General features: G+C 73.1%; 13 protein-coding genes. 8 read left to right on the forward strand and 5 right to left on the reverse strand.

Annotated elements, in window-relative coordinates; translation table 11 throughout:
* Positions 1-14: 14 nt before the first annotated feature.
* Complete coding sequence (locus tag AB0472_RS23415) at positions 15-563, reverse strand: hypothetical protein (protein ID WP_366358567.1); 549 nt, start codon at positions 561-563, stop codon at positions 15-17.
* A 202-nt stretch (positions 564-765) separates the two neighbouring features.
* Here AB0472_RS23415 and AB0472_RS23420 point away from each other — a divergent pair, with 202 nt between their 5' ends.
* Positions 766-993: a hypothetical protein gene (locus AB0472_RS23420; RefSeq protein ID WP_366358569.1), complete on the forward strand. Its 228-nt coding sequence runs from the start codon at positions 766-768 to the stop codon at positions 991-993.
* Between the two features lie 94 nt (positions 994-1087).
* Here AB0472_RS23420 and AB0472_RS23425 read toward each other — a convergent pair whose 3' ends face one another.
* The 3 genes from AB0472_RS23425 to AB0472_RS23435 all read right to left on the reverse strand — a co-directional run bounded on the left by AB0472_RS23425 (position 1088) and on the right by AB0472_RS23435 (position 5190).
* Positions 1088-2569, reverse strand: coding sequence for a multicopper oxidase family protein (locus AB0472_RS23425; RefSeq protein WP_366358571.1), 1482 nt, complete (start codon positions 2567-2569; stop codon positions 1088-1090).
* Between the two features lie 408 nt (positions 2570-2977).
* Positions 2978-3469: a DoxX family protein gene (locus AB0472_RS23430; protein WP_366358683.1), complete on the reverse strand. Its 492-nt coding sequence runs from the start codon at positions 3467-3469 to the stop codon at positions 2978-2980.
* A 620-nt stretch (positions 3470-4089) separates the two neighbouring features.
* A complete protein-coding gene (locus tag AB0472_RS23435; protein WP_366358573.1) occupies positions 4090-5190 on the reverse strand; it encodes a Ku protein in 1101 nt (366 codons plus the stop codon).
* Between the two features lie 52 nt (positions 5191-5242).
* Here AB0472_RS23435 and ligD point away from each other — a divergent pair, with 52 nt between their 5' ends.
* Entirely contained in the window at positions 5243-6124 is an 882-nt protein-coding gene (gene ligD, locus AB0472_RS23440) for a non-homologous end-joining DNA ligase (protein WP_366358575.1), read from the forward strand.
* A gap of 15 nt (positions 6125-6139) precedes the next feature.
* Here ligD and AB0472_RS23445 read toward each other — a convergent pair whose 3' ends face one another.
* Complete coding sequence (locus tag AB0472_RS23445) at positions 6140-6943, reverse strand: nuclease-related domain-containing protein (RefSeq protein WP_366358577.1); 804 nt, start codon at positions 6941-6943, stop codon at positions 6140-6142.
* Between the two features lie 101 nt (positions 6944-7044).
* Between AB0472_RS23445 and AB0472_RS23450 the strand changes: the two genes are divergently transcribed.
* From AB0472_RS23450 to AB0472_RS23475, 6 genes are all read left to right on the forward strand, one after another.
* The gene (locus AB0472_RS23450; RefSeq protein ID WP_366358579.1) at positions 7045-7551 is read left to right on the forward strand and encodes a protein phosphatase; all 507 of its coding nucleotides are present in this window, start codon (positions 7045-7047) and stop codon (positions 7549-7551) included.
* Between the two features lie 116 nt (positions 7552-7667).
* Positions 7668-8390, forward strand: a complete 723-nt coding sequence (locus tag AB0472_RS23455; RefSeq protein WP_366358581.1) for a hypothetical protein — start codon at positions 7668-7670, stop codon at positions 8388-8390.
* Complete coding sequence (locus AB0472_RS23460; RefSeq protein WP_366358583.1) at positions 8387-9616, forward strand: HAMP domain-containing sensor histidine kinase; 1230 nt, start codon at positions 8387-8389, stop codon at positions 9614-9616. The genes AB0472_RS23455 and AB0472_RS23460 overlap by 4 nt, the downstream gene beginning before the upstream one ends.
* A 284-nt stretch (positions 9617-9900) precedes the next feature.
* Complete coding sequence (locus AB0472_RS23465) at positions 9901-10137, forward strand: hypothetical protein (RefSeq protein ID WP_366358585.1); 237 nt, start codon at positions 9901-9903, stop codon at positions 10135-10137.
* Positions 10138-10208: 71 nt separating this feature from the next.
* Positions 10209-11570 carry an FtsW/RodA/SpoVE family cell cycle protein gene (locus AB0472_RS23470; protein ID WP_366358586.1) on the forward strand — a complete coding sequence of 454 codons (1362 nt, stop codon included), beginning with the start codon at positions 10209-10211 and terminating at the stop codon, positions 11568-11570.
* Positions 11567-13057: a penicillin-binding transpeptidase domain-containing protein gene (locus tag AB0472_RS23475; protein ID WP_366358588.1), complete on the forward strand. Its 1491-nt coding sequence runs from the start codon at positions 11567-11569 to the stop codon at positions 13055-13057. The genes AB0472_RS23470 and AB0472_RS23475 overlap by 4 nt, the downstream gene beginning before the upstream one ends.
* Positions 13058-13091: the final 34 nt, after the last annotated feature.

The raw sequence follows: 13091 nt of genomic DNA on the forward strand, positions 1-13091 counted from the left end.
CGGGCGCCGTCCTGCTACCAGGTGGGAGGGGCGTAGGGGTTCCCGTTGGACGCCGGCGGGCCGCCCCACCACGCTCCCGGCGGCGGGACGGGAACCCAGTCCGGGCCCCGGTGCTGCAGCCACCACCTGCCGACGGTGTGGAACTTCTCCTCGAAGTCGCGGTCCCAGCTGAGGAACCCGGTCATCGGTGCCCGGAGGCGGGTCTGGCGGCCGCCCGCTTCATAGATCACGACGGTACGGCTGCCGAGGAGCGACGAGATCTGGATGGCCTGGACGTTCGCCCAAGGGACGGTCCGGCGGCGGAAGTTGTGCACGACGGCCGCCGTCGGGGTGAGGGTGACCCCGAACCGCCGCGAGGCGATCAGTGCCAGAGGCAGCAGGACACCCCAGATGACCAGGCCCGGGACGAGTGCGGAGGCGAGTGATCCGTCGTTCAGCAGGAGCAGCACCTGGGACGGCACGACGACAACGAATCCCGGCAGTACGGGCAGCAGCCGCTGGAGGGGCGTCAACCGGTAGCGGATGTGATCCGGCGGCGTGGCCGCGGCCTGCGATTCCCCCACGAGTCCCCCAGTCCCCCCGTCCCCGTTCTGCCGCCCCGGTCCCGGTCCCGGCACGTCGCACGATGCGGCTCGCACCGGTCCGACAAGCGCCAGGACAGCATGGCGGACCAGGGGAACGCTGTCCATGCGGATACACGCGGGTATGCGGGGCCCGGGGCGCGGGGAACTGTCGGTGCGGGGCGGCCGCGGGCATGATGGCGCGATGACTTCCTGGCTGAGCGCCCGGAGCACGTGGCTGCTCGTACTGCTCCTGTGGGCGATCATGCTGACCGCCGCCCTGCTGGGGATCGCCCTCGACCGGGCCTTCCTCGAGCACCCCCCTCTCCGGCCCTTCGCCTCGCATCTCCCGATGGCGTTGGGCGGCTCCTTCTTCGTCGCCGCCGCCTGCGCCGGGAGGCTGCGTCACGGCCGACGGCGTCAGGAGCGGTGAGAGGTGCGGCCGGGCGGAGCACCCCGGCCGGCCGCCTCACCTGCCGCCCCACCTGCCGCCCCACCGGCCGCCCCGGCTGCCGGTCACTTGCCGGTCACTTGCCGGGCGAGTCACCGTGGGGCGCGACGACGTCCAGGACGGCCATCATGCCCATGTCCTCGTGGTTGAGGATGTGGCAGTGCAGCACGGTCCTGCCGGTGAAGTCGCTGTAGTGGATGCGGATGACCGCCTTGCCGCGCACGGGCACGTCGATGGTGTCGTACCAGCCGTGGGACGGGTCGTAGGGCTTCCCGTCGATGCTCATCAGCTGGAAGTCGTTGGTGTGGATGTGGAAGGAGTGGGTCTCGTCCGAGTCGTTGCGGACGGTCCACTCCTCGACGGTGTCGAGGGTGCCCGTGAAGTCGGTCCGGTGCGGGTCGTACATCCGGCCGTTGATGTAGAACTTCGTGCCCGCCTTGTTCTCCGTGAGGACGACCGTCCTGCGGGTCGCGATCTTCGCGTGGCTCAGGTCCTCGTGCGGGGCGATGTCGGTGGGCAGGGCGGCGCGGTGCACGGGCGTGCCGCCGGTGACCACGGTGGCGAGGTCGGCCCCGGGGAACTTGTTCCCGGCCGGGCCGGTGTCGTACGGCAGGGTCTCCAGCCGCGTGACGCCGGGCCGGCCGCCCTGGACCAGGACGTCGAAGCGGGCGCCGGCCGCGATCACGATGGTGTCCTGGTCGTACGCCTTGCGGACGGGGATGCCGTCCTGCGCGATGACGCGGAGGCGGGAGCCCTGGAGGTGGAGCTTGTAGTAGATGTTGGCGCCGATGTTGGCGAGCCGCCAGAGCTGGGTCTCCCCCGGCCTGATGCCGATCACCGGGTTCCGCTGGCCGTTGACCGTGCGGTTCGTGGGTGCCCCGATCTTGAGCGGGTGCGTCTTGATGGAGTCGCCCTCGACCTGGAAGTCCTTGAACGCGATCGTGTGCTCGGTGATGCCGCGCAGGTCCGGCGGCAGGTGCTGCTGGAGGCCCTCGACGACGATGAGGCCCGACTCGCCGCCGGCGACCTGCGGGGCGGACATCATGTCCGCGTGCGAGTGGTACCAGAACGTGCCGGTCGGATGGTTGAACGGCAGCTGGTACCTGTAGTGGTACGCCTGGTTGTACTTGATCGCGACGAAGACGTCGTCGGAGGGGCTGCGCGGCGACACGTGCAGGCCGTGCGTGTGCAGGTTGGTGTCGGAGTCGATGCGGTTGGTCATGGTGAGGTCGATGCGGTCGCCCGGGCGTACCCGCAGGGTGGGCGGCATGTACGCCCCGTTGTAGGTGGTGGCGTACAGCCGGCGGTCGCCGACCTGCACCTTCCGGCGTTCCACCACGATGGCCGCCTTCAGGAGGCCGTCGCGGCTGACCAGTTCCGGCGGGTCCTGCAGCCGCGGTCCGGCCGGGGTGCTGTGGCCGGCCCGGGCTGCGGGCTGCCGGGCGCCTGAGGGGTCCGCGTCGGGTGTGAGGGTCCCGCAGCCTGCCAGCCATGCGGTGGCGAGGAGCAGGCCGGCGAGCGGCAGGGCCGGCACGGAACGGATGCGGGACCGGGTCACGTCTCTCCCAGGGAAACCGAGCTCAGCCGGAATGTAGGAGGAATGTAGGAGGCGGTACCCCGCCGATCGCCGTGCCACGCGCACGCGGCGGCGGCGGCAAGACCACTCCGGGCAGCAGGGCTTCCACACGGATGGCGGCAGCGGCCTCGGCGGCGGTCACCCTGCCGACCCGGACCGATGGGCGCTGGAACCCCGCCGACCCGGACCGATGGCCGCTGCCACCCCGCCGACCCGGACCGATGGCCGCTGCCACCCCGCCGACCCGGACCGATGGCCGCTGCCACCCCGCCGAGCCGGACCGATGGCCGCTGCCACCGCACCGACCCCGACCGATGGCCGCTGCCACCCCACCGACCCCGACGAATGACTGCAGCCGCCCCGCCGGCCGCGGGCATCCGGGCCGATACGTCAGATGCTCAGCGCGATCGCGGCACCGATGCCGCCCAAGCCGAGTGCGACGGCGGCCGGGAACCAGCCGCCCGAACGCCAGGGGAAGAAGCGGTCGAGGGAGAACCGGCCGGGGCCGATGGCGGTGAGGGCGAGGGCGACGACGCAGATGCAGACGCTGTACTCGACTCCGCCGTTCTCGACCCACAGGCCGTGCGCGCCGCTCACGGTCACCATGGCGTTGATCATCACGCCGATGACGGCCGCTGCCGCCAGCGGGGTGAGCAGTCCGACCGCCAGGCCGAGGCCCCCGCAGATCTCGGAGAGAGAGCCGATCACGGCGAAGACCTTGCCCGGGTGGTAGCCGAGGGCGTCGAAGTTCCTGCCGGTGGCCGCCAGGCCCGGTCCCCCGAAGATGCCGAAGAGCTTCTGCGCACCGTGGCCTGCCAGCAGCAGCCCGAAGGTCAGCCTGATCAGAAGCAGTCCGCCCTCCGCGGCGGAGAGCCCGGGCACGGCACCGGCGGCACGCGTCTCGCCGGGCGGGCCCGAGGTGGTTCTGGCCGTCGTGCCGGCGGGCCGGTGGATCTCCGCCACGGGGGCGCGTACCTGGGTCAGTGACAGGGCGCGGGTCCGGCCGAGGGGGTGGAAATGCAGTGCACGCATGACGATGCCTTCACGAGTGGGGACAGCCTGTCCGGCCGCCGTGCGGCGGGCCTCCCCCCGCCCTCCAGCATGGCGCCGGTTTCATGGCATATCCAGGAAAATGACGGAATATGTGCTATTGCGGAAGGCGATAGCCGACCCGGCCCGCGGGCGGGCGGGCCCACGGCCGCATACCCGGCGGCCGTGGCGTGACTCGACGTGGATGGGCGTGGACCGCCATGGATCGACGGCCGACCCGGCATGGCGACGGGATTCAAGTGGCCGCAGGAAGCGACACGGTGACCATCCGTCAGTGAGCCGAGGTCCGCACCGGACGTGGGCCGGGCGCGCCGCCCGCGGAATCGCCGTGCTGTCGCGCCGGCCGATCGCAGCGCCTTCGCGGCCGGTCGCGCGGCGCCTGCCCCAGCCCTTCGGCCGGGGCACCCCCAGCGTCCCTTCAAGGGGCCGGCACGGCACGTGAAGCGGCACCCTCATGCGGAGCGCTTGCGGGACGCAGCCGTCTTCTTGGCAGTCGCCTTCGTGGCGGTCGCCTTCGAGGCAGTCGCCTTCTTCGCCGGCGTCGTCTTCCTGGCGGCGCTGGACTTCGTGGCCGCCGCCTTCTTCGCCGTCTTGGCGGTCTTGGCGGCGCCGGCCGTGTTGGCCGTCCTGGCCGTCGCCGTCTTCTTCGCCGTCGACCGCTTCGCCGTCGTCTTCCGCGCCCCGGACGCGGACTTCTTGCTCGGCAGCGGCGTGACCTGCGCCCCCTCGGCCCCCTCGGCCCCCGCCCCCTCGGCCCCCGCCCCCTCGGCTCCCTCGCCCCGCGACTCCTTCGCCGCCCGCACGCTCTTCTCCAGGGCCGCCATCAGGTCGAGGACCTTGCCGCCCTTCGCCGGTTCGGGGGCCTCCGGCGGGGTCTCGCCGGCCGCCTTCGCGGCGACGACCTCCTCCAGCGCCTCCCGGTACTCGTCGTGCAGGTCCTCCAGGTCGACCTCGCCGAGGGTGTCCATCAGGGCGTCCGCCAGGTCGAGTTCCTTGTCGCGGACGGTGACGTCGACGTCGGGGGCGACCCCCTCGGGCGCGCGGACCTCGTCCGGCCAGAGCAGGCCGTGCATGGCGATGGCGTCACCGACCACCCGGAGCATGCCGAGGCGTTCGCGGCCACGCAGGGCGTACTTGGCGATGGCCACCTTGTTGCTGCGCTTGAGGGCTTCGCGCAGGAGGGTGTAGGGCTTGGCGGCCGGGGCCCCGGAGGCCGCCAGGTAGTACGCGGCGTCCATCTGGAGCGGGTCGATCCGGTCGGCCGGGACGAACGCGACGATCTCGATCGTGCGGGCGGTGGGGATGGGCAGGTGGGACAGGTCCTCGTCGGTGATCGGGACGATCGTGCCGTCGGCGTCCTCGTACCCCTTGCCGATCTCCGACTGGGTGACCTCGCGGTCCTCCAGCTCGCAGAACTTGCGGTACCGGATGCGGCCGTTGTCCTCGGTGTGGACCTGGCGGAAGGAGATCGAGTGGCTCTCCGTGGCGTTCACCAGCTTGATCGGGATGCTGACGAGCCCGAACGAGATCGCGCCGTTCCAGATGGATCGCACGTGCGGCTTCCCTCCGTCCGAATACCACGTGTTTGTATGAGATTGTCATCGTATGACGCCGATCACAGAGGTGGACGGGCGAAGGGTCGCGCTCAGCAACCTGGAGAAGGTGCTGTATCCGGCGACCGGGTTCACCAAGGGCGAGCTGCTGCACTACTACGCGACGGCGTCCGGGGTCCTGCTGCCGCACCTGCGGGACCGGCCGGTCTCGTTCCTCCGGTACCCGGACGGTCCCGACGGCCAGGTCTTCTTCGCCAAGAACGTGCCGCCTGGTACGCCCGAGTGGGTCACGACCGCCGAGGTGCGCCGGTCGGAGGGGGCGGCCCGGATGGTGCTGGTGCAGGACCTCGCGAGCCTGATGTGGGCGGCGAACCTGGTCACCGAGTTCCACACGCACCAGTGGCTGCTGGGAACGCCGGACGAGGCCGACCGGATCGTCCTCGACCTGGACCCCGGTGCGCCCGCGACGGTGGTGCAATGCTGCGAGGTCGCGCTGTGGCTGCGGGAGCGGCTGGCGGCGGACGGGATCGCGGCGTACGCCAAGACGGCCGGGTCGAAGGGGCTGCATCTGCTGGCGGCGGTGCGGGGCTCGTCCAGCGAGCGGGTCAGCGAGTACGCGAAGGCGCTGGCGGTGGAGGCGGAGCGGGCGCTGCCGCGGCTGGTGGTGCACCGGATGACGCGGAGCCTGCGGCCCGGGAAGGTGTTCGTGGACTGGAGCCAGAACGCGGGACGCAAGACGACGGCCGCGCCGTACACCGTGCGGGCGCGGCGGGAGCCGACGGTGTCGGCGCCGGTCACGTGGGAGGAGGTCGCGCAGTGCCGGACGCCGGGCCAGCTGGTGTTCCGGGCGGGGGACATCGCGCCGCGTGTCCAGGACCACGGGGACCTGCTGGCTCCGCTGCTGGACGCGGGGCGTGCGGCGACGCTGCCCTGAGGGCGCCGGAGGGGCCTACACCCTCCCCCACGTGTTCCGGTCCCGTGCCATCGCGTGCAGGGCCTCCACGTCCGCCGGCTTGAGGACCCCGCCCAGCCGGGACAGGGTGCCCAGGTCCCGGTCGCGGAGGATGTGCACCTCGCGCGGCGCGGCGGTCAGCCTGACGTCCGCCGGTTCGGTGAGGGCCAGCACCGGGCGGACCTCGGCCGTGAGGGCGTACGAGGCCCGGTCGGCGTCGGCGCGCAGGCGGCGCAGCAGCGGCTGGGGATCACGCCGCCCCAGTGTGATCATCGGGTCCGCGATCAGGACCTTCTGCTTGCGGGCGTAGAGGGAGTACACGCAGAACAGGCCGCCCGGCCCGATCAGCAGGTGGTGCAGGCGGTCGCCGCCGGGCAGCGGGACGGAGTGCAGGGCGTGCCAGCCGGCGCCGTCCAGGCGGTCCAGGGCGTCGCCGACGGCCTGCTCGGCCGTCAGGGCGCGGCGGCGCGGGTCGGGGCGCAGCCGGTGGGCGGGGCCGGGGTCCCGGTCGAGGGCGACCAGCAGAGCCTCGCCGGGGCGGTTGGGCGCCAGGTCGTCGTCGGGATGCAGGGTCAGCCGGGCCAGTTCCGCGGGGGTGGGCACGGGTGGCGGGCCGATCGTGACCGGGCCGGTCAGGAACGGCCTCAGGGTCTCCAGCACGTCGTCGCGCCGCTCCTCGCTGAGCAGGTTGACCCGGCCGGCCTCCCGGTCGTACCAGGCGATGTTCCGTCCGTCCGTGAGGCATACGTACAGTCGCTCCTGGCCGTGCCGCCAGGTCGGCACGACGCGCAGTCCGCTCATTGCGTCATCACCCCTCGACCATGGGAACAGGCGGGGTGCTCCAGGGGCAAGAACCCGGCTACCTTTGACAGGGGTTGGCGCGCGCAACGGGGAGGCGCCGGGTGCGGATCCGTGGAGAGCAGTACGACGTGCCGGCTCCGGACAGTCCCTGGAGCGAGGTGCTGCCCGGGTTGTGGATGGGCGGCCACGAGTTCCGGGCGCGTTCGGGGCGGCTGGAGGCCGCCGTCGTGCGGGACGAGTTCGATCTGGTGCAGAGTCTGCTGCGGATGCCCGGGCACGGTCCGGCCGACGGGGTCGAGCACCATGTGTGGCCGATACCGGACGGCCCGCTGGACGGCACCCAGCTCGCCGGGGTGATGCGGCTCGCGCGGGCGGCCAGCGAGGCCCTGGACGCGGGGCGGTCGGTGCTGGTGCGGTGCTACAGCGGGTACAACCGCTCGGGGCTGGTGGTCGCCCAGGCGCTGGTGCACCAGGGGCGTACCGCCGAGGAGGCGATCCGGCTGGTACGGGCCCGGCGCTCGCCCTGGGCACTGCACAACGAGCTGTTCGTGGCCTACCTGCGGGCCGGTCTGTCCACCGCCCGTCTCCTGGAGGACCTCGCCGAGTAGCCTCTCCCGTGCACCGGCGGCCCCCAGGCGCAAAAAGGACTTCCCTACAAATCTGCGAATAAGGTGTACGGGGCCTCCTGCCCATCGACCACCGACCCCGCCGAGCCAGGAGCAGCGTGCCAGCCCGTCGCCCCGTCCGTACCGCCGTGGCCGCGGCCGCCGTCGCCCTGCTGGCGGTGACCGCGGCCGGCTGCGGCGACTCCGGCGGGCTGCGCGGGGCCGGGGCGGCACCGACCGCGGTCAGCCCCGCGAAGCTCTGGCCCGACCTGCGGCCGGCGGCCAGCCCGGCCTGGCCCTACGACGAGGGCAGCACGCAGACCGTGAAGGGGATCACGGTGCCCGGCGACGACATCCGCCGGGTGGACCCGGTGACCGTCGTCCGGGCGGAGATCGCCGCGGACCCGGCCGACTACGGGTCCAAGGGGACCTACCACGAGGCCGCGGAGCGGATGAAGGAGTGCACGGCGGGCGGCGGCGGGGCGCGCTGCCCGCTGTTGAAGCCGTACTACCGGGACCTCACCGGTGACGGGCGGGACGAGCTGACGCTCGGCTTCCGGCTGTATCCGACCAACCAGACCGCGGTGCGCGTCTACACCGTCGAGAACCACCGGCTGCAGCAGGTCCTCGACGACGACGACGCGATCATCGGTGTGGAGCTGGCCGGGCGGACGGTGATCGTCCGGTCGCCGGCCGGGATCAGCGGGTACGAGTACCGGACGACCTGGGCGTGGGATCCGGAGCGGAAGGCGATGGTGTTCTCCCGGGACGAGTTCCTGCGCACCGGCAAGGGGCACCGCACCCGCCGGCCGATGCCGTCGGCCTCGGCGGGCGCGCGATGAGGCTCCCGCGCTGGGCCGGCACGCTGGCGGCGAAGTCGGCCGCGTTCATCACGGTGATGTGCTGTGCGCTGGCCGCGCTGCTCGGTGTCCTGGTGCACGTGTCGGTCACCGACCAGACCGTCACCCAGGCCCGCGACCTGGCACTGGACCGGCTCACGGAGGCGACGGGCGCGTACGAGGCGGGGGACGCGCTGCCGCGGGGCGCCCGCGTCGACCCGCGGGGGCTGCCCGCGCAACTGCGGGCGCTGGCGCTCTCCGGGGACCGCGGCACCATGGTCGCCCGGGACGAGGGCCGGCCCACGATGTGGGCGGCGGGCCCGGCCGACGGCCACCGGGCGCTCGCGGTGGCCGTCGACTACTCCCAGCAGGCCCGCACCATCGCCGGCCTGGACAGCTCCATCCTCTGGTCGTCGGCGCCGGCCATCGGGGCGACGCTGCTGGTCGGCGCGTTCGCGGTGACCCGGGTGAGCCGGCGGCTGCACGGCACCGCGCAGGTGGCCCGGCGGATCAGCGCCGGGGACCTGGACGCCCGGGTGCACGACCCCCGCACCAAGGACCCGAGCCGCCCGCAGGACGAGGTGGCCGCGGTTGCCGCCGCGCTGGACGGCATGGCCGCGTCGCTGCAGAGCAAGCTGCTGAGCGAGCAGCGGTTCACGGCCGACGTGGCGCACGAGCTGCGGACGCCGCTGACGGGGCTGCACGCGGCGGCGGAACTGCTGCCGCCGGGGCGGCCGACGGAGCTGGTGCGGGACCGGGTGGCAGCGCTGCGCACGCTCACCGAGGACCTCCTGGAGATCTCCCGCCTCGACGCGGGGCGGGAGCGGCTGGAGACCGACGCGGAGGCGCTGGGCGCGCTGGCCGAGCGGGTGGTGCGGGCGTCCGGGACGGAGACCGAGGTGAAGGTCGTGCGGGACGTGTGGGTCGAGACCGACCGGCGGCGCCTGGAGCGGGTGCTGGGGAACCTCGTCGCCAACGCGCACCGGCACGGGCGGGGGCCCGTGGTGCTGACGGTGGAGGGCAAGGAGGTCACCGTGCGGGATCATGGCGACGGCTATCCCGAGTACCTGGTGGCCCACGGTCCGCAGCGGTTCCGGACGGAGGGCGGGGCGAAGGGGCACGGGCTGGGGCTGACGATCGCCGCGGGGCAGGCGGAGGTGCTGGGGGCACGGCTGTGTTTCGCGAACGCGATCGACGGCGGGGCGGTGGCGACGTTGACGCTGCCGTAGGGGGTGAGCGGTGCGGTGCGCGGCTGCGGGTGCGTGGGGATTGCTCGCGCAGTTCCCCGCGCCCCTGAAGGGCCGCACCGCAGCGCCCCTTCTTCTTTTCGGGGGCGCTGGGAGTACCCCCGGCCGAAGGCTGGGGGAGGAACTGCGCGACAAGCCCCCACCGGCCGGCACACGGACCACTTCCCCTCGCCCCCCCCTTCGGCTCACCGCAGAAGGCGCCCCGCGCACACCCCTCCTAGCGTGGCCCATAGTCAGGTCCGCACCGATCGCCCGCCGGAGGCCCCATGCTCCCCCGCCGCACCCTCATAGCCGTCACCGCCGTCGTCGTCGCCCTCTGCGGCGCCACCCCCGCCCTCGCCGACGACGGCTGGGGCAGCAGCGATCCGGTGGCCGGACAGGTCGACGACCCCGACGACGACGGCCGCCTCGTCGGGGTCGGCAACACCGACGGCACCGGCGGGACGACCGGCAACGACGACTTCGACTTCCTCGGCCCCGGCGGCCCGGACACCCCCGCGTGACGTCGGCCGGACGCCACGCTGACACCGACTCACAGAACACTCGACTCACACTATTTGGGTAAGTTCCGGACATGACCAAGGCCGGAACCACCGTGGCGGCGACCGCGACCCCCACCTCCGCCGTACCCCTCCCCCGGCGCCGTGGCATCGAGCTCGCCCTGATCGTGCTGGCCGTCCTGCTCTGCGTGTACGGCTACTGCGAGGTCGGCCTGGCGAAGACCGGCACCGTCCCGCCCGGTGCCGCCGGTTACGGCGCCGGCCTCGGGTTCCTCGCGCTCGTCGCCCACCTCGCCGTACGCTTCCGCGCCCCGTACGCCGACCCGCTGCCGCTGCCGATCGGCGTGCTGCTCAACGGACTCGGCCTGGTCCTGATCTACCGGCTGGACCTGCAGACCCCCGGCGACCGTGCGGCCCCCGCCCAGCTCGTCTGGTCCACCCTGGGCGTCGGCCTGTTCATCATGGTCGTGCTGATGCTCCGCGACCACCGGGTGCTCCAGCGCTACGCGTACGTCTGCGTCGCCGCCGCGCTCGTCCTGCTGCTCCTGCCGATCCTCTTCCCGGCCGTCAACGGCGCCCGGATCTGGATCAGGGTCGCCGGATTCTCCATCCAGCCCGGCGAGTTCGCGAAGGTGCTGCTCGCGGTGTTCTTCGCCGCGTACCTGGCCGCCAACCGCAGCGCGCTCGCGTACGCGGGCCGCCGGCTGTGGTTCATGCAGTTCCCGACCGGCCGGGTGCTCGGCCCGATCGTCACCATCTGGCTGGTGAGCGTCGGCGTCCTGATCCTCGAACGCGACCTGGGCACCTCGCTGCTCTTCTTCGGCCTGTTCGTCGTCATGCTGTACGTGGCGACCGGGCGCACCGGCTGGATCGCCGTCGGCCTGCTGCTCGCCGTGTTCGGCGCGGTCGCGGTCGGCCGGCTGGAACCGCACGTGCACGGCCGCATCGAGGACTGGCTGCACCCCTTCGCCTCGATCGACGCGGGCCAGGGGCCGAACCAACTCTCCCAGTCCCTCTTCGCGTTCGCGGCCGGCGGGGTCCTCGGCACCGGGCTGGGCCTCGGCCACTCCATCCTCATCGGCTTCGCCGCCAAGTCGGACTTCATCCTGGCCACGGCGGGCGAGGAACTCGGGCTCGCCGGGCTGTCGGCGATCTTCCTCCTCTACGGCCTGCTGGTGGAGCGCGGCTACCGGGCGGGCCTCGCCCTGCGCGACCCCTTCGGCCGGCTCCTCGCGGTCGGGCTGGCCTCGATCGTCGCGCTCCAGGTGTTCGTGATCGCGGGCGGGGTGACCGGGCTGATCCCGCTGACCGGCATGGCGATGCCGTTCCTCGCCCAGGGCGGCTCCTCGGTCGTCACCAACTGGGCGATCGTGGCCCTGCTGATCCGGGTGAGCGACTCGGCCCGCCGCCACTACGACGGACAGGTGGCCCCATGAGCGCCGGGGACGGCCGCCGGCGGGCCGGCACGGCCGGGTACGTACGGCGGGCCCGCGCGCTCTGCGCCCTGCTGCTGTTCGCCCTCCTCGTCAACGCCGCCCGCGTCCAGGTCGTCCTGGCCGGGCGGTACGACGACAACCCCGCCAACCGCCGCAACTCGATCGCCCGTTACGGCCTGCCCCGCGGCGACATCCTGGTCGGCGGCGCGCCGGTCACCGGCTCCCGGGACAGCGGGGAGCAGTTGCGCTACGAACGCACCTACCCGCAGGGCCCGTTGTACGCCCCGGTCACCGGTTTCGCCTCCCAGCTGTACGGCACCACGTTCCTGGAGCACGCCGAGGACGGGGTGCTCTCCGGGACCGACCCGCTGCTGTCGCCGCTCCCGCTGTGGAACGACACCGGCCGGGCGCTGAACCCGGGCGGGAACGTCGTCACCACCCTGAACCGGTACGCCCAGGAGGCCGCCTTCCGGGGGCTCGGCTCGCGCAAGGGCGCGGTCGCCGCGATCGAACCGGCGACCGGCCGGATCCTCGCCCTGGTCTCCACGCCGTCGTACGACCCCTCCGAACTGTCCGGCAACGGCGCGGCGGTGACCTCGGCCTGGGCGCGGCTGAACGACGACCCGGAGAAGCCGATGCTCAACCGGGCGGTACGGCAGACGTACCCGCCGGGCTCGACCTTCAAGGTGGTCACCGCGGCCGCCGCCCTGGACGCGGGCGTGGTCACCGACCTGGACGCGCCGACCGACTCCCCCGACCCCTACCGGCTGCCGGGCACCACGACCCGGCTGACCAACGAGGGCGACGGCTGCGCGGACGCCTCGCTGCGGGCGGCCTTCGAGTGGTCCTGCAACACGGTCTTCGCGAAGCTGGGCGTGGACGTGGGGGCGGCACAGATGACGGCGACGGCACAGGCGTTCGGCTTCAACGACACCCGGCTGCGGATCCCGTTCACCGCCGCGCCGAGCACCTTCGACACGAGCGTGGACAGGGCGCAGCTGGCCCTGTCCTCGATCGGGCAGTACAACACCCGGGCCACGCCGCTGCAGATGGCGATGGTCGCGGCGGCGGTGGCGGACGGGGGGCTGGCGCGGCCGCCGTACCTGGTGGAGCGGACCGTGCGGCGAACCGGCGAGACGGTCGGCACGGGCGGGGCGGGACCGGTACGGCAGGTGATGAGCGCCGCGACGGCCGTGCGCATGAAGGAGCTCATGGTCGACGTGGTCGACGAGGGCACCGGTACGAACGCGGCGATCCGCGGTGCCACGGTCGGCGGCAAGACCGGCACCGCGCAGCACGGCGTCGGCAACTCCGGGGTGCCGTACGCCTGGTTCGTGTCCTGGGCGCAGGCGGACGGCGACCTGGAGCCGAAGGTCGCGGTGGCGGTGGTGGTCGAGGACGCGGCGGCCGACCGCGGGGAGATCAGCGGCGGCGGGGACGCGGCGCCGATCGCCCGGTCGGTGATGCGGGCGGTGCTCGGGTTCTGAGACGCGGAGTCAGCAAGTCGTGCGCGGGGGATTG

The organism is Streptomyces sp. NPDC086777 (assembly GCF_040702065.1).
Taxonomy (GTDB): Bacteria; Actinomycetota; Actinomycetes; order Streptomycetales; family Streptomycetaceae; genus Streptomyces.

Coding starts and splice junctions, on each gene's coding strand:
- AB0472_RS23470 (WP_366358586.1), top strand. CDS start 10,209: ATGACCAAGGCCGGAACCACCGTGGCGGCGACCGCGACCCCCACCTCC.
- AB0472_RS23465 (WP_366358585.1), top strand. CDS start 9,901: ATGCTCCCCCGCCGCACCCTCATAGCCGTCACCGCCGTCGTCGTCGCC.
- AB0472_RS23460 (WP_366358583.1), top strand. CDS start 8,387: ATGAGGCTCCCGCGCTGGGCCGGCACGCTGGCGGCGAAGTCGGCCGCG.
- AB0472_RS23445 (WP_366358577.1), bottom strand. CDS start 6,943: ATGAGCGGACTGCGCGTCGTGCCGACCTGGCGGCACGGCCAGGAGCGA.
- AB0472_RS23420 (WP_366358569.1), top strand. CDS start 766: ATGACTTCCTGGCTGAGCGCCCGGAGCACGTGGCTGCTCGTACTGCTC.
- AB0472_RS23475 (WP_366358588.1), top strand. CDS start 11,567: ATGAGCGCCGGGGACGGCCGCCGGCGGGCCGGCACGGCCGGGTACGTA.
- ligD (WP_366358575.1), top strand. CDS start 5,243: ATGACGCCGATCACAGAGGTGGACGGGCGAAGGGTCGCGCTCAGCAAC.